The 21,309-nt window shown below is 56.2% G+C and carries 17 protein-coding genes; 13 read left to right on the forward strand and 4 right to left on the reverse strand.

The window, feature by feature from the left end:
* The first annotated feature begins 9 nt into the window (after nucleotides 1–9).
* The 3 genes from nuoM (at nucleotide 10) to ACI7MX_RS12335 (ending at nucleotide 5,489) form a co-directional block, all read left to right on the forward strand.
* Entirely contained in the window at nucleotides 10–1,542 is a 1,533-nt protein-coding gene (gene nuoM, locus ACI7MX_RS12325) for an NADH-quinone oxidoreductase subunit M (RefSeq protein WP_405587670.1), read from the forward strand.
* A gap of 7 nt (nucleotides 1,543–1,549) precedes the next feature.
* Nucleotides 1,550–3,019 (forward strand): NADH-quinone oxidoreductase subunit NuoN, encoded by a 1,470-nt coding sequence (nuoN, locus tag ACI7MX_RS12330; protein WP_122784552.1) that lies wholly within the window; start codon nucleotides 1,550–1,552, stop codon nucleotides 3,017–3,019.
* A gap of 352 nt (nucleotides 3,020–3,371) precedes the next feature.
* On the forward strand, nucleotides 3,372–5,489 hold the full coding sequence (locus ACI7MX_RS12335) for a TonB-dependent receptor family protein (RefSeq protein WP_405587673.1): 2,118 nt from the start codon (nucleotides 3,372–3,374) through the stop codon (nucleotides 5,487–5,489).
* Here the strand turns inward: ACI7MX_RS12335 and ACI7MX_RS12340 are convergent.
* Nucleotides 5,486–6,568: an AI-2E family transporter gene (locus tag ACI7MX_RS12340; protein ID WP_314490837.1), complete on the reverse strand. Its 1,083-nt coding sequence runs from the start codon at nucleotides 6,566–6,568 to the stop codon at nucleotides 5,486–5,488. The genes ACI7MX_RS12335 and ACI7MX_RS12340 overlap by 4 nt on opposite strands.
* Before the next feature lie 234 nt (nucleotides 6,569–6,802).
* Here ACI7MX_RS12340 and ACI7MX_RS12345 point away from each other — a divergent pair, with 234 nt between their 5' ends.
* The 9 genes from ACI7MX_RS12345 to yegQ all read left to right on the forward strand — a co-directional run bounded on the left by ACI7MX_RS12345 (nucleotide 6,803) and on the right by yegQ (nucleotide 16,478).
* Nucleotides 6,803–8,098 (forward strand): OprD family porin, encoded by a 1,296-nt coding sequence (locus ACI7MX_RS12345; RefSeq protein WP_314490833.1) that lies wholly within the window; start codon nucleotides 6,803–6,805, stop codon nucleotides 8,096–8,098.
* A gap of 227 nt (nucleotides 8,099–8,325) precedes the next feature.
* Nucleotides 8,326–9,153 (forward strand): NAD-dependent epimerase/dehydratase family protein, encoded by an 828-nt coding sequence (locus ACI7MX_RS12350; protein ID WP_405587678.1) that lies wholly within the window; start codon nucleotides 8,326–8,328, stop codon nucleotides 9,151–9,153.
* Nucleotides 9,154–9,198: 45 nt separating this feature from the next.
* Nucleotides 9,199–10,086, forward strand: coding sequence for an SMP-30/gluconolactonase/LRE family protein (locus ACI7MX_RS12355; protein ID WP_405587681.1), 888 nt, complete (start codon nucleotides 9,199–9,201; stop codon nucleotides 10,084–10,086).
* Nucleotides 10,087–10,144: 58 nt separating this feature from the next.
* Nucleotides 10,145–11,128, forward strand: coding sequence for a TRAP transporter substrate-binding protein (locus ACI7MX_RS12360; RefSeq protein WP_405587684.1), 984 nt, complete (start codon nucleotides 10,145–10,147; stop codon nucleotides 11,126–11,128).
* A gap of 60 nt (nucleotides 11,129–11,188) precedes the next feature.
* Complete coding sequence (locus ACI7MX_RS12365; RefSeq protein ID WP_405587687.1) at nucleotides 11,189–11,716, forward strand: TRAP transporter small permease; 528 nt, start codon at nucleotides 11,189–11,191, stop codon at nucleotides 11,714–11,716.
* A complete protein-coding gene (locus ACI7MX_RS12370) occupies nucleotides 11,717–12,997 on the forward strand; it encodes a TRAP transporter large permease (RefSeq protein WP_314490817.1) in 1,281 nt (426 codons plus the stop codon).
* A gap of 182 nt (nucleotides 12,998–13,179) precedes the next feature.
* Complete coding sequence (locus tag ACI7MX_RS12375) at nucleotides 13,180–14,094, forward strand: EamA family transporter (RefSeq protein ID WP_405587690.1); 915 nt, start codon at nucleotides 13,180–13,182, stop codon at nucleotides 14,092–14,094.
* Nucleotides 14,095–14,120: 26 nt separating this feature from the next.
* On the forward strand, nucleotides 14,121–14,993 hold the full coding sequence (locus tag ACI7MX_RS12380) for an aldose 1-epimerase (RefSeq protein ID WP_405587693.1): 873 nt from the start codon (nucleotides 14,121–14,123) through the stop codon (nucleotides 14,991–14,993).
* Between the two features lie 150 nt (nucleotides 14,994–15,143).
* Nucleotides 15,144–16,478: a tRNA 5-hydroxyuridine modification protein YegQ gene (gene yegQ / locus ACI7MX_RS12385; protein ID WP_405587696.1), complete on the forward strand. Its 1,335-nt coding sequence runs from the start codon at nucleotides 15,144–15,146 to the stop codon at nucleotides 16,476–16,478.
* A gap of 106 nt (nucleotides 16,479–16,584) precedes the next feature.
* Here the strand turns inward: yegQ and ACI7MX_RS12390 are convergent, their stop codons facing one another.
* A complete protein-coding gene (locus ACI7MX_RS12390; RefSeq protein ID WP_314490806.1) occupies nucleotides 16,585–17,313 on the reverse strand; it encodes a dienelactone hydrolase family protein in 729 nt (242 codons plus the stop codon).
* Nucleotides 17,314–17,372: 59 nt separating this feature from the next.
* Nucleotides 17,373–19,280, reverse strand: a complete 1,908-nt coding sequence (htpG, locus tag ACI7MX_RS12395) for a molecular chaperone HtpG (RefSeq protein WP_405587699.1) — start codon at nucleotides 19,278–19,280, stop codon at nucleotides 17,373–17,375.
* A gap of 233 nt (nucleotides 19,281–19,513) precedes the next feature.
* Here htpG and ACI7MX_RS12400 point away from each other — a divergent pair, with 233 nt between their 5' ends.
* Entirely contained in the window at nucleotides 19,514–19,783 is a 270-nt protein-coding gene (locus ACI7MX_RS12400) for a hypothetical protein (RefSeq protein ID WP_314490800.1), read from the forward strand.
* A 171-nt stretch (nucleotides 19,784–19,954) separates the two neighbouring features.
* Here ACI7MX_RS12400 and brnQ read toward each other — a convergent pair whose 3' ends face one another.
* Entirely contained in the window at nucleotides 19,955–21,268 is a 1,314-nt protein-coding gene (gene brnQ, locus ACI7MX_RS12405) for a branched-chain amino acid transport system II carrier protein (protein ID WP_314490797.1), read from the reverse strand.
* Nucleotides 21,269–21,309 lie beyond the last annotated feature (41 nt).

Below are 21,309 nucleotides of genomic sequence, written 5' to 3' on the forward strand. Positions count from 1 at the left end.
GAGCCCGTCATGATTCTGCCTTGGCTAATCCTGATCCCCTTCATCGGCGGCCTGCTGTGCTGGCTGGGTGAGCGCTTCGGCCCTACCCTGCCACGCTGGATTGCGTTGCTGACCATGTCCCTCGAACTTGCCCTCGGCCTTTGGCTGTGGGCACACGGGGATTACCATCTGGCGCCGAACCCCGGCGCCGATCCGGCCTGGGCACTTGAGTTCAAGCACGTCTGGATTGAGCGCTTTGGCATCAGTGTGCACCTGGCGCTGGACGGCCTGTCACTGCTGATGATCCTGCTCACCGGCTTGCTGGGTGTGCTGTCGGTCTTGTGTTCCTGGAAAGAAATTCAGCGTCATGTGGGCTTCTTCCACCTGAACCTGATGTGGATCCTGGGCGGCGTGGTTGGCGTGTTCCTCGCCATCGACCTGTTCATGTTCTTCTTCTTCTGGGAAATGATGCTGGTGCCGATGTACTTCCTCATCGCGCTCTGGGGTCACAGCTCGTCAGACGGCAAAAAAACCCGTATCTACGCCGCGACCAAGTTCTTCATCTTCACTCAGGCATCCGGCCTGATCATGCTGGTGGCGATCCTCGGTCTGGTGCTGGTGAACTTCAATGACACCGGCGTGCTGACATTCAGCTATGCCGAGTTGCTGAAAACCAAGATGTCACTCACCACCGAGTACATCCTGATGCTGGGCTTCTTCATTGCCTTTGCCGTGAAGCTGCCGGTCGTACCTTTCCATTCATGGTTGCCTGACGCTCACGCTCAGGCGCCGACCGCGGGTTCGGTCGATCTGGCCGGTATCCTGTTGAAGACCGCTGCTTATGGTCTGCTGCGTTTCGCCCTGCCGTTGTTCCCGAATGCCTCGGCCGAGTTTGCGCCGATTGCCATGACCCTGGGTCTGATCGGGATTTTCTACGGCGCGTTCCTGGCCTTCGCACAAACCGACATCAAGCGTCTGATCGCTTTCTCCAGCGTTTCGCACATGGGCTTCGTGCTGATCGGCATCTACTCCGGCAGTTTGCTGGCGTTGCAAGGTGCGGTGATCCAGATGCTGGCACATGGTGTTTCGGCGGCTGCGCTGTTTATCCTCAGCGGCCAGTTGTACGAGCGCCTGCACACCCGTGACATGCGTGAAATGGGCGGCTTGTGGTCGAAAATTGCTTACCTGCCCGCCATCAGCCTGTTCTTCGCTGCGGCGTCACTGGGCTTACCGGGTACCGGTAACTTCGTGGGTGAGTTCCTGATTCTGATGGGCTCGTTTGCCAGCTTCCCTTGGGTGACGGCGATTGCAACAACCGGCCTGGTATTTGGTTCGGTCTACTCGCTGATCATGATTCACCGTGCCTATTTCGGCCCGTCCAAGTCCGACGCAGTATTGGCCGGCATGGATGCACGTGAACTGATCATGGTGCTCGGTCTGGCGGTACTGCTGATTTTCATCGGCGTGTACCCACAACCGTTCCTCGATACTTCGGCTGCCACCATGAATGGCGTGCAGCAATGGATCGGCACCGCCTTCACTCAACTCGCTTCGGCCCGGTAAGAGCGCTATGGAATTTACGATCCAACACTTTATCGCGCTTGCTCCACTGCTGATTACCAGCCTCACCGTTGTCGTGGTGATGCTGGCAATCGCGTGGCGCCGCAATCACTCACAGACCTTCCTGCTTTCGGTGGCGGGTCTCAACCTGGCCCTGCTGTCGATCTTCCCGGCGTTGAAAGTGGCTCCATTGGCGGTCACCCCGCTGCTGATGATGGACAACTTCGCCTACCTGTACATCGGACTGATACTGGTCTCCACGCTGGCTTGCGTCACCCTGGCTCACGCCTATCTGGGTGAAGGCGGCACAGGGTATCCGGGCAACCGTGAAGAGCTCTACCTGCTGATCCTGCTGGCCGCTACGGGCGGTATCGTTCTGGTCAGCGCGCAACACCTCGCCGGTTTGTTTATCGGCCTGGAGCTGCTCTCGGTGCCGGTTTACGGTCTGGTGGCCTATGCCTTCTTCAACAAGCGCTCCCTGGAAGCTGGCATCAAGTACATGGTGCTGTCGGCGGCGGGCTCTGCGTTCCTGTTGTTCGGTATGGCGCTGTTGTACGCCGAAGCGGGCAGCCTGAGCTTCAGCGGCATCGGTCACGCACTGGCAGCGACAGGCGCGCCTAGCGCCATTGCACAGCTGGGTCTGGGCATGATGCTGGTGGGTCTGGCGTTCAAACTGTCGCTGGTGCCCTTCCATCTGTGGACGCCGGACGTGTACGAAGGTTCTCCCGCGCCCGTGGCTGCGTTCCTGGCGACCGCCTCCAAAGTTGCTGTGTTTGCGGTGATGGTGCGTTTGTTCCAGATCTCGCCTGCCGCGACAACCGGCGTGATGAGCGACGTACTGACCGTGATCGCGATTGCCTCGATCCTCTTCGGTAACCTGCTGGCCCTGACCCAAACCAACCTCAAGCGTCTGCTGGGTTACTCCTCCATTGCTCACTTCGGCTACCTGGTCATTGCTCTGATCGCGAGCAAAGGCATGGCCATGGAAGCTATCGGCGTTTACCTGATCACCTACGTGCTCACCAGCCTGGGTGCCTTCGGTGTCATCACCATGATGTCCTCGCCGTACAAAGGACGTGATGCGGACGCCCTGTACGAATACCGCGGCCTGTTCTGGCGCCGACCGTACATGACCGCCGTACTGACCGTGATGATGCTGTCGCTGGCCGGTATCCCGCTGACCGCCGGCTTTATCGGCAAGTTCTACATCATTGCCACTGGCGTTGAAGCTCACCAATGGTGGCTAGTCGGTTCGCTGATTCTGGGCAGCGCCATCGGCGTGTTCTACTACCTGCGTGTGATGGTGACTTTGTATCTGGTCGAACCAAAACTGCATCGCCACGATGCTCCGCTGAACTGGGAGCAGAAAGCAGGCGGCGTGATGCTGCTGGCCGTGTCGGTACTGGTATTCGTGCTGGGTGTATACCCACAACCGATGCTGGAACTGGTACAACGCGCGACCTTGGGCCTCGTTGGCTAAGTGATAGCTGCTGTACCCAAACCCCGTTGGAGACTTGGTCTTCAACGGGGTTTTTTGTTGTGGGCAGTGCTGCACTCATGCGCAAAACCACGGTTCTACTGCGGACATATCCCAGTCTCCGCGCCCATCTGAAATGTGGGTTTGGCTCTTACACCGAGTTCCTTCTTGAAGAACACATAAGGAACCAAAACGTCCTCACTCCCCCCAGGTTCACCGGAGCCTGCCCTTCGCGGCTATCAAAGAGGCACGCAGCGCGCCTTACAACGGGATTGCAGCCCATGACAGTTGCGAGTGATTACGGGCTTGTATAGGCTTGCGCGCCGCCCGCCCATCGATGTGGAACTGTCAGCCAATGCGCCCCGCCCTTTCTTCGCTTCTACCCTTGGCGCTCATATGCGCCGCCCCCGTCTATGGCAATACCCTTGAGCTGGGTGAAGTACAGGTGCGCAGCGAAGAAAGCAGCGAGGTGGAAGCCGCTCGGAGCGCGCTCGATGAAGTCCCCGGCGCCAGCAACGTGATTGACTTGAGCCGCGTCGAAAATGGGCGCACCGCCAGCAATACCGATGTGCTGGCGTACCAGCCGGGTATTTATGCGCAGTCGGCCGGTAATGACGGGGCCAAGGTGTCGGTACGCGGTTCGGGTATTAACCGCGCCCCCAGTGCCCACGGCTCTGGTCTGTATGTGATGTTCGACGGGTTGCCGCTCACCGGGCCAGGGGGCACGCCTTATGAGCTGTTCGAGCCATTGTGGCTCAGTCGCGCGGAGGTACTACGCGGTGCCAATGGTTTTGACACGGGTGCTTTAGCGCTGGGCGGCTCCATCAATTACGTCACCCATACCGGCTACGATGCCGCACCGCTGCACGTACGCTACGAAGCAGGCAGCTACGGCTATCAAAAACGCCAGATCAGTTCCGGACAGGTGCTCGGGGATCTCGATTACTACGTCTCTTTGACTGACTCCGACACCGACGGCTATCAGAACCATACCGCAGGCAGCAGCAAAGGCATTGCAGCCAATGTCGGCTATCGCTTCAGTCCGCAACTGGAAACCCGCTTCTATCTGCGCTATCGCGAAACCGACAATCAACTGGCCGGGCGCGTGACCAAAGAAAGCATTAAGCATCACCCGCGTGCCGCCAACCCGGCTTACGTGAGCGGTGATTACAACCGTCCGCAGCCGGGCAGTACATGGTTGGGCAACAAGACCACGATGTATCTGGATGATGACTCGCAACTGGAAGTCGGCCTCGTTTATCACGATTACCCGATGGACCTGCGCGAAGGGCCGAACCGCTTGAAGGTCGCTTACACCGATGTCAGCGGTACGTTGAATTACAAGCGGCGCGACACGCTGTTCGGACTTGAAAGCAAAACCACTGTGGGTCTGCGCTCAACCAAGCATCTGCCCAACAGTGGCGCGTCGGAGTATGTGCGCATTCCCTTAGGCAATACGGCAGGTTATGCGCCGGGCACCAAAATCCGTGATTTCAGCTATCAAGGTTCGGACACGGTTCTTCACGCCAGCAATGATCTGGAGTTGATGCCAGACCTATGGCTTACCACCGGCATGGCACTCATTTATACCCGCCGTGAAAGTGATGTGAGTTACCCCGACAGTGGCGGCAAAGTCAGTCAGCACGACTGGGATTACGCGCCACGGCTCGGCCTGCGCTATGAGTTCAACCCGCACCTGCAGGTATACGGCAATCTCAGTCGCTCGGTTGAGCCGCCTCACCCGTGGTCGATGATCTGGGGGTCACCGTTTACCTTCCCGATTGGCAGTGGCCCGGCAACCGGCCGTCAAAGCACTCCGGTGTCGCTGGACAATCAAACCGCTACCACATTGGAGCTGGGGACTCGTGGCGATGCCTGGATCGGGCAATGGGATCTTGCCTGGTATTACTCAGCCATTCGCCACGAACTACTCAGCGTCGAAACCCAGGCCGCGACCGCCACACAAAGCCCTATTGTTGGTGAGTCCAACGCCAGCCCCACGGTGCATCAAGGCATTGAAGCAGGTCTGAACAGCGTGTTGTGGCAAGGCGAAGCGGCGGGCAAGGTGTCGTTGCGTCAGGCGTACACGTTTAGCGACTTTCATTACCGAGATGATGAGCGCTTTGGTGACAACAAATTGCCGGGCATCCCGCAGCATTACTACCAGGCTGAGATGCGCTACGACCACCCACAAGGTTTTTACGTCGGGGTTAATACCCAAGTGGCCTCACGCATGGCAGTGGATTATGCCAACACGTATTACACCTCGTCCTACATGCTGTGGGGGGCAACACTGGGCTATGCCTCCCCCAAGCAGGACTGGCACACCTGGCTCGATCTGCGCAACCTGAGCAATGAACACTACGCCGCTACGGTCACACCCGGCTATGACGACAAAGGGCAGGACGCCGCACGCTCAACCCCCGGCGAGGGCCGGGGCGCATACGTGGGCGTTTCTTACAGTTTCCGTTAGTCCTCGGTGTGAATGTCCGCAGGCAGCCGCACTTTTCGGCGGGTGCCACTGAACAGTCCCCAACTGGACAGAAAAAGGGCGGCAATCAACGGGCCGATCACAAACCCGTTCAGGCCAAAAATGGCCATGCCGCCCAGGGTTGAAATCAGAATAAGAAAGTCCGGCATTTTGGTGTCTTTGCCGACCAGTATCGGACGCAGTACGTTGTCGACCATGCCGATGACAAACACCCCGTAAAGGGCCAGCACGACGCCTTCCCAGATGGCCCCCGTGACCAGGAAGTAGATGGCTACTGGCGCCCAGACAATTCCTGCACCCACGGCCGGCAGTAACGACAGAAACATCATCAGCACCGCCCAGAACAGCGAACTGTGTATGCCCAGAATCCAGAAAATGACCCCGCCCAAAGCCCCTTGAGTGATCGCGACGGCCAGGTTGCCCTTGACCGAGGCCCGCACTACACGGCGCAGTTTGAGTTGCAGTAATCGTTTTTGTTGTTCCGCCAGCGGCACTGCGTTACGAATCATGCGCACCATTTGCTGGCCGTCACGAATAAAGAAATACAGCAAATACAGCATGATGAAAAAGCTCACAACCAGTTCAAACGTACTCTGGCCGAAGCTGAACACCTGTGTGGCAAAGTACTGGCTGCCTTCCAGCGCGCCCTTAGAAACTTTTTCACTCAAACCATCGATGTTCCCCAGCCCAAAACGATCAAGCCAGTCCTGCACGGTGGGCGGCAGAATATCCTTGAACTGCATCACGAAGCTGGCGACGTTGATCTTGCCACTTTCCACATCCTTGTAGAGTGTGGCCACTTCTTGCACCAGCAAGCCCGTGGTGATGACCACCGGGATAATCGCAATCACCGTACAGGCACCCAAGGTGGTGAAGGTTGCCAGATTACGTCGGCCTCTCAGTTTAAGCAGCATCTTGCGTTGCAACGGCGCGAATAATATCCCCAGCGCAACAGCCCAAAAAATCGCTCCGTAAAACGGCAACAAAATCCAGATAAAGGCAATTGTGACCAAGGCCAGCAACAGAAGCAGGGTTTTTCGTTGAAGGCTTGTTTCGTTCATATGCCGTCCATGTCGATAAGGCGCGTGTGAGGAATTAGCCGAAGCTTAGTCAGCCAATATACAGACGAGTGCCCTCTTTTTTAACAAAGGTCATCGATGTCCATTATTCCCCCCATTTGTAGCGACAACCGTAGTGGCATATTGCATTGACAAGCCAGTGCAAAGGGAAAATAATCCAGCCGCTGTTGTACGACAACAGATAACAAAAATAATAAAAGTCAAGGAACTCACACTATGCTCACGGCTTACTGCTCGCGGACCCGTCTCGCACCCTCAAAAATATCGCCGCACACGCGCTCTCTGGCCTTGATCGGCCTGGGCAGCATGGCCCTGGCCCTGCCTATCACCGGGATGGCCGAGGGGTTTCTTGACGACACCAAAGCCACACTGAATTTGCGCAATGCCTACATCAACCGCAATTTCACCAACCCCGACCACCCGCAAAGCAAGGCCGAGGAGTGGACACAAAACTTTATCCTGGACGTTAAATCCGGGTTTACTCAAGGCACGGTCGGTTTCGGCGTGGATGTGCTGGGGCTGTACTCACAAAAGCTCGATGGTGGCAAAGGCACTGCTGGCACACAGTTGCTGCCGACCCACAGTGATGGCGAACCGGCTGATAACTTCGGACGCCTGGGGGTAGCAGCCAAAGCCAAGCTGTCTAATACCGAGTTGAAGATCGGTGAGTGGATGCCCGTGCTGCCCATTTTGCGTTCGGACGACGGGCGCTCATTGCCACAGACCTTCCGTGGCGGCCAGATAACGTCCAAAGAGATTGCCGGCCTGAGCCTCTACGGCGGCCAGTTCCGCGCCAACAGTCCGCGTAACGATGCGAGCATGGAAGACATGTCGCTCAACGGCAGAGGCGCGTTTACTTCCGACCGTTTTAACTTTGCCGGTGGTGAATACAGCTTTAACGAGAAACGCACGCAGGTCGGGCTTTGGTATGCGCAACTGGAAGACATTTACCAGCAGCAGTTTATTAATGTGTTGCACAGCCAACCCATTGGCGATGTGACGCTGGGGGCCAACCTCGGTTATTTCTGGGGCAAGGAAGACGGCAGTCAACTGGCGGGGGATCTGGACAACAAGACTGCGTACGCCCTGCTGTCGGCCCGTTACAAAGGCAACACGCTGTACCTGGGCCTGCAAAAAGTCAGCGGCGATGATGGCTGGTTCCGGGTTAACGGCACCAGTGGCGGCACACTGGCCAACGACAGTTACAACTCCAGCTACGACAACGCCAAGGAACGCTCATGGCAACTGCGCCATGACCTGGACTTCGCCGTACTGGGCGTGCCAGGCCTGACCATGATGAACCGCTACATCAGCGGCGATAATGTTCATACCGGCGCTATAACCGACGGCAAGGAATGGGGGCGCGAATCGGAGCTGGCTTATACCTTTCAGAGCGGCACGTTCAAAGACCTCAACGTTCGTTGGCGTAACGCGACCATGCGTCGCGACTACAGCACCAATGAGTTCGATGAAAACCGCATCTTTATCAGCTATCCGTTGTCGTTGATGTAAGGCATGAACCGGAGTGTCCATTCGACCCTCACCCCAGCCCTCTCACAGAGGGAGAGGGGGCAGTTTTAGGGTGCGACGCCAATAGGCTTTTTTGCTTTTAGTCCCCTCTCCCTTCGGGAGAGGGTTAGGGTGAGGGGCTCTATTGACAAGCGTTGTAATGGCTGCGAATAATTCAACCCAAGTCATACGACAACAGATGACACTAATAAGAAATACAGGGATATTTGATGACAACCACCCGCACTGTCCAAACCCCCTTCAATCGCCTTCTTCTTACGGGTGCCGCCGGTGGCCTGGGGAAGGTTCTACGCGAAAGCCTCAAGCCGTACGCCAAAACCTTGCGACTCTCTGACATTGCCCCTTTGGCACCCGCCATTGAGAGCAGTGAAGAAGTCGTCCTATGCGATCTTTCGGATAAACAGGCCGTTCATCATCTGGTAGAAGGCGTCGATGCGATTCTGCATTTTGGCGGTGTTTCTGTAGAACGCCCCTTCGAAGAAATCCTCGGCCCGAACATTTCCGGGGTTTTCCATATTTACGAAGCCGCACGTCGTCATGGCGTTAAGCGCGTAATTTTCGCCAGTTCCAACCATGTCATCGGTTTTTACAAGCAGAGTGAAACCCTTGACGCCCACTCCCCTCGCCGCCCGGATGGTTATTACGGCTTGTCCAAGTCCTACGGCGAAGACATGGCCACTTTCTACTTCGATCGCTACGGTATCGAAACCGTCAGTATCCGCATCGGCTCCTCATTCCCGGAACCACAAAACCGCAGAATGATGAGCACCTGGCTTAGTTTTGCCGACCTCACGCAACTGATAGAGCGTTCGCTGTATACCCCAAACGTAGGCCATACCGTGGTCTATGGCGCGTCGAACAACCTCAACGTGTGGTGGGACAACCTCTATGCCGCACATTTGGGCTTTGAGCCTAAAGACTCCTCAGAAGTGTTCCGCGCCAAGGTCGAAGCGCAGCCAATGCCGGCAGCCAATGACCCGAGCATGATTTATCAAGGCGGTGCCTTCGTGGCCGCCGGCCCGTTCGGGGACGAGTAAATCCCTGCGGTCATAACAATAAAAATAAACAAGGATCGAGTCGCCATGACTGCTGAACTCATTCTCGATGCACGCAATGCCACCGGCGAAAGCCCGGTATGGAGTACCACCGAACAGGCGCTTTACTGGGTCGATATTCCTGCCCGGCGCCTGCATCGCTGGAACCTCGCCGACGGCTACAGCCAAAGCTGGGAAGCCGACGAAATGCTGGCCTGCATCGCCAGAAACAGTGATGGCAGCTGGATTGGCGGCATGCAGAGCGGCGTGTTTGCGCTCGAGCCGCAGGCAAACGGCCGTCTCGAAACTCGCCTGTTGTGCAGTGTTGATCACGCACAGCCGCACATGCGTTTCAACGATGGCCGCTGTGACCGGCAAGGCCGCTTCTGGGCAGGCACAATGCACCTGGACATGGCCGCGGGATTGCCAGTGGGCGCCCTGTACCGCTACGACGCCCGACACAGCGAAGAACTCAACGCACAGATAAACGGACTGACCGTGCCCAACGGCTTGGCCTTTAGCCCTGACGGCACCCTCATGTACCTCTCGGACTCACACCCGGACGTGCAAAAAATATGGGCCTTTGATTACGACACTGACAGTGCCACCCCACACAATCGCCGTCTGTTCGTGGACATGAAAGAGTACCCGGGCCGCCCCGATGGCGCCGCCATTGACGCTGATGGCTGCTACTGGATCTGCGGCAACGATGCTGGCGCCATCCATCGTTTTACCCCCGAGGGCAAACTTGATCGCTCCCTGGCCGTGCCCGTGAAAAAACCAGCGATGTGCGCCTTTGGCGGTACCAATATGGACACGCTGTTTGTGACCTCGATTCGCCCGCAAGGTGATATCAGCGACCAACCTTTGGCTGGCGGCGTGTTTGCGCTACAGCCAGGGGTCAAGGGGCTGCCGGAACCCGTGTTCAAAACGTGACCGTTTAACCCTGTTGACTCACCCCCTTAAATAAAAACAACAAGAGTTGGAGTGCCCCATGAATTTCAAACGCACCTTGCTTCTCGCTGCGCTGCCGCTGGCTTTTTGCCTTAGCGGCGTGGCTCAGGCCGAAATCAAAATCAAGTTTGCCGAAGTTCACCCTACCGGCTATCCGCCCGTTCAGGCTGAGCAAGAGATGGGCAAAAAACTCCAGGCGCAGAGTAACGGAGATATCAGCTTCAAGATGTTTGCTGGCGGTGTACTGGGTTCCGAAAAAGAGGTGGTAGAACAGGTTCAGGCCGGTGCCGTGCAAATGACCCGCGTGAGCCTGGGCATCCTGGGACCTGTTGTGCCAGAAACCAACGCGTTCAACCTGCCGTTTGTGTTCCGTGATCAAGCCCACATGCGCAAAATCATCGACGGCGAAATCGGTCAGGAGATGCTGGATAAAATCACCAACTCGGACTTCAACATGGTTGCATTGGCGTGGATGGATGGCGGCACGCGCAATCTGTACACCAAGAAACCTGTGCGCGAAATGGCTGACCTTAAAGGGATGAAAATCCGCGTTCAAGGCAACCCGGTGTTTATCGACACCATCAACGACATGGGCGGTAATGGCATCGCCATGGCCACGGGCGAGATTTTCAGCGCCTTGCAGACCGGTGTGATTGACGGCGCAGAGAACAATCCGCCTACTTTCCTCGAACACAATCACTATCAGAACGCGAAATATTTCACCTGGACCGATCACTTGATCCTTCCGGAGCCCATCGTGATCGCCAAGACCACCTGGCAAAAGCTCAGCCCTGAGCAACAAGCTTTGGTGAAAAAACTGGCGCGCGAAGCACAGATGGAAGAGCGTGTGATATGGGACAAAAAATCAGCCGACAGTGAAACCAAGCTCAAGGCTTCGGGAGTTGAGTTCATCACCCTCACCCCTGAACAGAAAAAAGCGTTCTACGACGCCACTCAGCCCGTTCGCGATAAGTACGGTGCGAATTACAAAGACCTGATCTCGCGCATCGAAGCCGTCCAATAAGCCAGTCCGACAACGCCGCGGTGGCAGGCTCACGCCTGCTTGCCGCACAGTGGTGAGCCCATGAAAAATACCGTGCTGCGCTTCAACGACTTGCTGTACAGGGTCTGTATCGGGATCGCCGGTTTATCGGTGCTGACCATGACCATGATTATTCCCTGGGGCATTTTTGCCCGCTATGTGCTGGGCAGCGGCGCCAGCTGGCCAGAGCCCACTGCCATTCTGCTGATGGTGGTGTTTACCTTCTTTGGCGCTGCCGCCAGCTATCGTGCAGGGGCCCATATGGCGGTATCGATGGCCGTCGACCGTATGCCGGCTGCAGTGCGCAAACAAGCTGCCGTGCTGGTGCAACTGCTGATGGTCACTGTCTGCCTGTTTATGACCGTCAAGGGCTTCAAACTGTGCGCGACCACCTGGAATCAATTTCTGGGCGAAATGCCGAGCGTGCGGGTCGGTATTTCTTATCTGCCCATCCCGCTGGGCGGCATCGTGACACTGATCTTCGTCCTCGAAAAACTCTTCCTGGGTGACCAAAGCCATCGCCGCGCCGTGCGGTTCGATATCGTAGAAGCCAGCGAAGAGGCCGTATAAATGGACGCTTTTATACTGTTGGGCAGCTTTATTACACTGATCCTCCTCGGCATGCCCGTCGCCTACGCCTTGGGCCTGTCGGCTCTGGTCGGCGCCTGGTGGATCGAGATTCCATTCGATGCGCTGATGATTCAGGTTGCCGGCGGCGTCAATAAATTCTCCCTGCTGGCGATCCCCTTTTTCGTCCTTGCCGGGGCCATTATGGCCGAGGGTGGCATGTCACGCCGACTCGTGGCGTTCGCCGGGGTGCTGGTGGGGTTTGTGCGGGGCGGCCTGTCACTGGTCAACATCGTGGCGTCGACCTTCTTCGGCGCTATTTCCGGATCATCGGTGGCCGACACGGCTTCCGTCGGCTCGGTACTGATTCCGGAAATGGAACGTGCAGGTTACCCCCGTGAATTCTCTACGGCGGTGACGGTCAGTGGTTCGGTACAAGCCCTGCTCACACCGCCCAGTCACAACTCGGTGCTTTACTCGCTTGCGGCGGGCGGCACGGTGTCGATCGCGTCGCTGTTTATGGCCGGGATTATGCCGGGCCTGCTGCTTAGCGCGGTGATGATGGGCCTGTGCATGATCTTTGCGCGCAAACGCAATTACCCCAAGGGAGAGGTGATCCCGCTGCGTCAGGCGCTGAAAATCGCCGGTGAGGCCATGTGGGGTCTGATGGCGATGGTCATCATCCTCGGCGGGATTCTGAGCGGCGTTTTTACCGCTACCGAGTCAGCAGCCGTTGCGGTGGTCTGGTCGTTCTTCGTCACCATGTTTATCTACCGCGACTATAAATGGCGTGACTTGCCCAAACTGATGCACCGGGCGGTTCGGACCATTTCAATCGTGATGATTCTGATCGGTTTTGCAGCCAGCTTCGGTTACATCCTGACGCTGATGGAAATCCCGATGAAGATCACCACAGCGTTCTTGACGCTGTCGGATAACCGTTATGTGATCCTGATGTGCATCAACGTCATGTTGCTGCTGCTGGGCACCGTGATGGACATGGCGCCGCTGATCCTGATCCTGACGCCAATCCTGCTGCCTGTGATCGTCGGTATCGGTGTAGACCCGGTGCACTTCGGCATGATCATGCTGGTGAATCTGGGTATCGGCTTGATTACGCCGCCTGTGGGCGCGGTGCTGTTTGTAGGCGCGGCCGTGGGCAAAGTCACGATCGAGAACACTGTAAAAGCTCTGCTGCCGTTCTATGTCGCCCTTTTTCTGGTGCTCATGCTCGTGACCTACGTTCCGGCCATCTCACTGTGGCTGCCAAGCGTGGTTCTGTAACACTACGAAAATGTAGCAGCTGCCGAAGGCTGCGTCCGGCAGCGTAGCTGTCGTGAAACTTGAAGATCGGGTATTCATTTCATATCGGGTTGATGGCTTTACGATTGCTGCGCAACCGGACGTCGCCTTCGGCAACTGCTACGGATAGTGATGAACCTTACAGCCAAGGAGGCTGGTTGTTTATGTCTGCTCCTGCATTGTTCCCCCGCCATATTGCGGTGCTGATTCTGGTGCTGCTGGCCTGTGCTTTCGCGGGTAACCATATCGCCGCCCGCATCGCCTTTGACCACGATACTGGCCTGCTTCTGGCTATTCTGTGCCGTGCTGGAGTGACCTTGCTGGTACTCACCGGCCTGGTACTGTGGCAACGCGAACGGCCTCGTCTGACACCCACTCACTGGCGCTGGCAACTCTTGCTGGGACTGTTGATTGCGGCACAAAGCTTCTTTATTTATTCAGCCGTGGCGCGGATCCCCGTGGCATTGGCCTTACTGATCGCCAACGTGGCGCCGATCCTGCTGGTATTGCTGACCTGGGCATTGGGCGGCGCAGCCCCCACCCGACGCGCCGCTGGGCTGATGGGCATGATCATGATCGGCCTGGTCTTCGCGCTCGACGTGCCTGAGCGCCTGTCCAGCCAAGGCACCACTGAAGCGCAATGGCTGGAAGGCATCGCCTTTGGCTTCGCTGCAGCCACGGTGTTTGCTTGCGCGCTATGGATCACTGATCACAAACTATCAAGTCTGCGCGGTACCGTTCGCAGCATGCTGACAATGTTGATTGTCTTCAGCGCTGCGGCAGTGGCCGGATTCAGCGGCGTGTTACCCGACGGCGTCTCCCTGCCGAGTTCATCCACCGGCTGGACCGCCCTCGCCTTTCTGGTGGCGCTGTATGGGCTAGGCTTTTGTTTGCTGTTCATCTGCGTGACCCGTCTGGACATGGCCCGCAACGCACCCGTGATGAACGTGGAGCCCGTAGCGAGCCTGCTGTTCGGTTGGTTGATTCTGGATCAGCTGCTGAGCAGCGGGCAGATTATCGGCGGGCTGATTGTGGTCGCAGGCATTGTGTTGCTGACCTGGCGACGTGCCACGGATTGACCTGACACTTATTACGGTAGTGTTTTATGACCCCACACCTGTTGACCCTTGAAGATGGCCTTACACGCCTGACCCTTGCGCCACTGATAGGCGGCAGCATTCTTGACTGGCGCCTTATTGCCAGTGGCCAGCCCTTATTGCGCAATAGCCGTGCCGATGCATTGAACAGCGGCTCGGCCAATCAGTTGGCATGCTTTGCATTGGTGCCATGGTCTAACCGTGTGGGCGGTGGTGGCTTCCACGGCCCTGACCACTGGTTTGCACTGGAGCCCAACAGCCCGCCGGGGGCGCTGCCCATCCACGGCAGCGGCTGGCAGCAAGCCTGGACCGTGATTGAGCACAGTTCCCGGCATGCCTGCCTGCAACTCGAGAGCACGATCCCGTTCGCCTATAGCGCACAACTCATCTACACAGTCAGCGATGGGCAATTAAACATCGAGTTGAGGGTGACCCATCAAGACGAACATGCCGTCTGGCATGGCTTGGGTTTGCATCCCTACCTGCCGCGCACTGCCAACACCCGCTTACAGGCTAAGACCGCGCAGGTGTGGCTGTGCGATGACCAAGGGCTGCCCACGGATTGCGTGCCCATGCCGGCCGAATGGGATTTTAATCATGGCAATACGTTGCCCCATTCACGGCTCGACAACTGTTTTACCGAATGGGACGGCCATGCGCGGATTATCCAGCCAGACTTGGGCTACACCCTGGAATGCCAGGCAAACGGCACCGATTTTTGCTTGGTGTATTGCCCACCGGGACAAGATTTTTTCTGTTTCGAGCCCGTCACCCACCCCGTCAACGCCCATCACCTGCCCGGCCATCCGGGGCTGACGTTGCTGCACAAGGGGCAAACGCTGGGAATCAGCTGCACGCTGCACGTAAAAGATCTCTCGTGAAGCTCATAGCTCATAGCTCATAGCTCATAGCTCATAGCTCATAGCTTGAAGCTTGAAGCTTGAAGCTTGAAGCTAAAACCTTAGACCTAGATCAATAACCGGGGCTTGGGACTCGACTAGGATCGCGCCTTTTTCGCGACTGGTCAGACTATGCTCCTTGTTCCACCTGAACTCCTCGCCCCAGCTGGTTCTCTGAAAAACATGCGATACGCTTTCGCCTATGGCGCGGACGCGGTGTACGCGGGCCAGCCGCGCTACAGCTTAAGGGTACGCAACAACGAATTCGATCACGCCAACCTGGCGATCGGCATTGCTGAAGCTCAGGTGCAAGGCAAGCGCTTTTACGTGGTGGTCAATATCGCCCCGCACAATGCCAAATTGCGCACCTTCCTCAACGACCTGGAGCCCGTCATCGCGATGGGCCCAGACGCACTGATTATGTCCGATCCGGGCTTGATCATGCTGGTGCGCCAGCACTTCCCCCATATGCCGATTCATTTGTCGGTACAAGCCAACACCGTTAATTGGGCGAGCGTGAAATTCTGGCAGCAACAAGGTCTGAGCCGGATCATTCTGTCCCGTGAACTGTCATTGGAAGAGATCGAAGAAATTCGCCAGCAAGTACCTGACATGGAGCTGGAGATATTCGTGCATGGAGCACTGTGCATGGCTTACTCCGGGCGTTGCCTGCTATCCGGGTATATGAACAAACGGGATGCCAATCAGGGCAGTTGCACCAATGCCTGTCGTTGGAAGTACGAAGCAAAACCCGCCACGGAAAATGAGCTGGGCAATGTCGTCAAGGTGGTTGAGCCTACGCTGGGCCTGGGCGCACCTACCGATGAAGTTTTTACGCTGCATGAAGCTAATCGCCCCGATGAACCCATGTCGGCGTTCGAAGACGAGCACGGCACCTACATCATGAACTCCAAAGACCTGCGGGCGGTTCAGCACGTGGCGCGTTTGACAGCGATGGGGGTTCACTCCCTGAAAATCGAGGGCCGCACCAAGTCGCACTTTTACTGCGCACGGACAACTCAGGTGTATCGCAAGGCGATTGATGATGCGCTGGCGGGCCGTGAATTTGATCGCAGCTTGATGACCGATCTGGAGTCACTGGCGCAGCGGGGCTACACCGAGGGCTTTTTACGTCGCCATGTACACGATGAGTATCAAAACTATCTGCACGGCAACTCACTCTCGCATTTTCAGCAGTTTGTTGGGGAGATGACCGGGGAACGACGAAACGGTCTGGCTGAAGTCAAGGTCAAAAACCGATTCGCCTTGGGTGATCATCTGGAATTAATGACGCCGGGCGGCAATTACCACTTTGATCTCGATCAGTTGCATAACAGCGTGGGGTTAGCGGTTCAGGTGGCGCCGGGGGATGGTCATACGGTGTACCTGCCGATCCCAGAGCAGGTGGATTTGAAATTTGCGCTGCTGATGCGGGATTTGACCGTAAGTGAAACGCTGGAGCGGTAAAACCCCTCACCCGAGAGAGAGGGGACTGAAATATTTTCTGAAAACAACGCGATCAAGCCCCCTCTCCTCTGGGAGAGGCCTGGAGTGAGGGTGCTCTTGATTCACTTCAACCCCTAAACACTTCATCCAACAAGTTGTGCATCGCCGTAAACGCCCGGCTGGCTGTTTTAGCGTCATACATCATCTTGCCTGGTACGTTGGCGTGTGGATCGGTAAAGGAATGCACTGCACCGCCATAGCTGGTCAACTGCCAGTCCACACCTGCCGCGTTCATCTCTTCTTCGAAAGCTGGCAGTTGATCACGGGGCACTAATGGATCGGACGCACCATGCAGCACCAACACTGACCCTTTAATGCTCTGTGCATCGACAGGATTGGGGGTGTCCAGCGTGCCGTGGAATGACACTGCCGCTTCCAGTGGCGCGCCACCACGGGCCAATTCCAGAGAACAGCAGCCGCCAAAACAGAAACCGAATGTTGCCAGTTTGCTGCCGTCAACCTTGGCCTGCTCCTGATTCTTCAACAGGTCATAAGCCGCCCACATCCGCTTGCGTAACAAGGCACGGTCATTCTTCAACGGCATCATGGCCGCACCCGCCTCGTCTGCATTGCTCGGGCGAATGCTTTTGCCATACAAATCGGCAATCAACACCACATAACCCTGCTCGGCCACTGACTTGGCAATCTCTTCGGCCCCTGCGCTGATGCCCATCCAGTTAGGCGCCATCAGCAAACCCGGCAGCGGATCTCCTCGGCTTGGGTCAAAGGCAAGACGCCCTTCGAATGGCTGGCCGTCGATTTGGTACGCCACAGACATCACCGTGATCGGTTCCATGTAAAGCTCCTGAATTCAAAACCAAAAAAAACCCGCCGAAGCGGGTTTTTATAACGCGGTTAGACCGACAACTCTACTAACAATTTGTTTAGCCGGCGTACATACGCCGCCGGGTCTTTCAAACTGTCGCCAGAAGCCAGTGCCGCCTGATCGAACAGAATGTGCGACAGGTCGCCAAAACGCTCTTCACTCTGTTCCGCATCGAGTTTTTCGATCAGGGGGTGAGCCGGGTTGAATTCGAAGATCGGCTTGGACTCCGGCACTTTCTGGCCACTGGCCTCCAGAATCTGACGCATCTGCATGCCCATGTCCTGTTCACCGATAGCCAAAATAGCCGGAGAGTCAGTCAGTCGGTGCGATACACGCACTTCGCTGACGCTTTCGCCCAAGGCTGCCTTGATGCGCTCAACCAGACCTTCTTTAGCCTTAGCGGCCTCTTCTGCGGCCTTTTTGTCCTCTTCAGAGTCTAGGTTGCCCAGATCGAGATCACCGCGTGCCACATCAACAAAGCTTTTGCCGTCGAACTCGCTGAGGTAGCTCATCAGCCACTCATCGATACGGTCGGTCAACAACAGCACTTCGATGCCTTTCTTACGGAAAACTTCAAGATGCGGGCTGTTTTTGACCTGTGCGTAGGATTCGCCAGTCAGGTAGTAGATCTTGTCCTGACCTTCTTTGGCGCGCTCAAGGTACTGAGCCAACGACACAACCTGCTCGCCACCCTCTTCGTGAGTCGAGGCGAAACGCAGCAGACCGGCAATTTTTTCCTTGTTGGCGAAATCTTCAGCAGGGCCTTCCTTCATGACCTGACCGAAGTTCTTCCAAAAGCCCTGATATTTCTCAGGCTCGTTCTTCGCCAGTTTTTCCAGCATGTCGAGCACACGCTTGGTCAATGCCGACTTCATGGAATCGATGATCGGGTCTTTTTGCAGAATTTCACGCGACACGTTCAACGACAGGTCATTGGAGTCGATCACGCCTTTAATGAAGCGCAGATACAGCGGCAGGAACGATTCTGCCTGATCCATGACAAATACACGCTGTACGTACAGCTTCAGCCCTTTAGGCGCTTCGCGCTGGTACAAGTCAAAGGGAGCACGCGCCGGTACATAGAGCAGCGAACTGTACTCAAGCTTGCCTTCAACCTTGTTGTGGCTCCAGGCCAGCGGGTTCTCGAAGTCGTGGGCGATGTGTTTGTAGAACTCCTGATACTCTTCGTCTGTGACTTCAGTACGAGGACGGGTCCACAGGGCACTGGCGCGGTTAACGGTTTCCCATTCCAGCGCTGGCGCCTCTTCACCTTCGGCCACGGTCTGCTCTTTAGGCAATTCGATTGGCAAGGCGATATGGTCGGAATACTTCTTGATGATGTTGCGCAGACGCCAGCCGTCAGCGAACTCAGATTCGCCAGGCTTCAGGTGCAGAACAATTTTGGTGCCGCGCTCGGCTTTTTCGATGTTGGCAACTTCAAACTCGCCTTCGCCCTTGGAGGACCAGTGCACACCTTCGCTTGCAGGCGTGCCCGCTCGACGGCTGTAGACGTCAACCTTGTCAGCAACAATAAAAGCCGAATAGAAGCCCACACCAAACTGACCGATCAGGTGAGAGTCTTTTTTCTGATCGCCTGTCAGGTTCTTCATGAAGTCGGCTGTACCGGACTTGGCGATGGTCCCCAGATGAGTGATCACATCGTCGCGGTTCATACCGATACCGTTGTCTTCGAGTGTGACGGTATTAGCGTCCTTGTCGAAGCTCACACGGATTTTTAACTGGTCAGCGCCGCCTTCCAGCAGTTCTGGCTTGGACAGCGCTTCAAAACGTAATTTATCGACAGCATCAGAGGCGTTCGAGATCAATTCGCGAAGGAAAATTTCCTTGTTGGAGTACAGCGAATGGATCATGAGGTGCAAGAGTTGCTTGACCTCGGTCTGGAAGCCCAGGGTTTCCTTTTGAGTTTCCACGCTCATTGTTATCAAACTCCGATTAGATGGCATGAGCCACGCCCTAGTGGGTTGGCGGCGGGATGAGTTTAAAGTTGGGGTCTTGGATTAAGATTTCAAGGGCTACTTGAAACCTGCGGGCTTTTTAACAATAATCGCCGCCCGCGGAGCTTTACTTATATATGTGCATGGCCATGGAACTTAAGCGATCGGCCAATGCTCAAACGCCCCGTAGATCTACTCATAAGGAGAAACACCCCATGCGTAATACTTTTGCTGTTGCCTTGATGCTTGCTGCTTCGCTTGGCCTGGCTGCCTGCGATAAAAAATCTGAAGACAAAGCGCAAGATGCTACTCAGCACGCTGAGCAAGCGCAGGATAAAATGTCTGAAGCTCAGGACAAAGTGAACGACGCGGCGAAAGAAAATGCCGAAGCGGCCAAAGCTCAGGCTGAGTCCAACAAAGCCGCCGCTGAAGAAGCGGGCCAGGCTGCCCCAGCAGCACCTGTGGCTACTCCAGAAAGCAAGTAATCGCGCTTTCTGCGACAACGACAAAGCCCGCCAAGTGCGGGCTTTGTTGTATCTGGCTTTTAACGCTAATGGATCTAACGTTTAAATACCGGCCATAAAAAATGCCCTGCATCTAATTGATGCAAGGCATTTTTATTATCCAGTGATGCTTTTGGCGAACTGGATAGTTACTTATGCAAGCGCTTGGACAGGTTTACCCAGTAAGCGATCGCAAACAACGGCGCCAATCAATGTGACTACACTCGGCACGAGCCAGGCCAAGCCTTGTTCACTGAATGGCATGTTGGCCAATGTGCTCGGAATCCACTCACCAAAACCTGCACCTTTAAGCGCATCGATGGTGCCGAAGAAGAACGACACCAACATCACCGGGCCAACAATCCGCGATTGCGCATGCCAAAACCCTTTGCAGAAGCTCAGAGCAACCAGAACGATGCAAGGCGGATAGATCGCAGTCAGCAGCGGGATCGAGAACGCGATCAGTTGAGTCAGCCCCAGGTTCGACACGCCCAACGAAAACACGGCAAGAATGATCACCAGCGTTTTATAGGACAACGGCAGAACAGTGCTGAAATATTCAGCACAGGCGCAGGTCAGGCCAACAGCTGTGACCAGGCAAGCCAACGCGATCAATACCGCGAGGAAGCCGCTGCCCAACGAGCCGAAGGTATGTTGAACGTAAGCATGCAGTACCGCAGCGCCGTTGGTTGCGCCCATCGCCACTTCGTGGCTGCCGGCACCCAGGCGAAACAGGCTGACGTAAACCAGTGCCAAACCAACACCGGCGATCAGACCGGCAATGATGGCATAGCGGGTGATCAACTTCGGCGACTCAACACCACGCGAGCGGATCGCATTCACAATCACGATGCCGAACACCAAGGCGCCCAAGGTATCCATGGTCAGGTAACCATTGATAAAACCTTGGGAAAAGGGTGCGCTGACGTATTCCGCTGTAGCAACGCCCACGTCCCCGGCAGGCAGTGCGAAAGCCGCAATGCCCAGAATCGCCAAGGCAATAATTTTCAGTGGCGCCAAAAAGCGCCCGACGGTGTCCAACAGACGGCCTGGATACAGTGAAACGAAGAACACGATCAAAAAGTAAACCGAGCTGTATAGAAACAGCGCCAGTGGACTTTCACCCGTCAACGGAGCCAAGCCTACTTCAAACGAAACCGTTGCCGTACGTGGCGTTGCGAACAACGGGCCCACTGCCAGATACGCAACAGCCGCCAACAAGCCGCCAGCAATTTTGCCGATGGGGCTGCTCAGCGCGTCCATGCCGCCGCCGACTTTAGCCAGCGCTACCACGGTGATAACCGGCAAACCTACCGCTGTGACCAGAAAGCCCAGTGCAGCAATCCAGACATGCGGCCCAGCTTGCAGGCCAACAATAGGCGGGAAAATGATGTTGCCAGCCCCGACAAACAGGGCAAATGTCATAAACCCAAGTGCCAGAATGTCCTGGCCTTTCAATACTTTCATTACGGAAATACCACACTACTGAATCGGAATTTAGAGGGGAA

The organism is Pseudomonas sp. 2024-210 (assembly GCF_045062345.1).
GTDB lineage: Bacteria > Pseudomonadota > Gammaproteobacteria > Pseudomonadales > Pseudomonadaceae > Aquipseudomonas.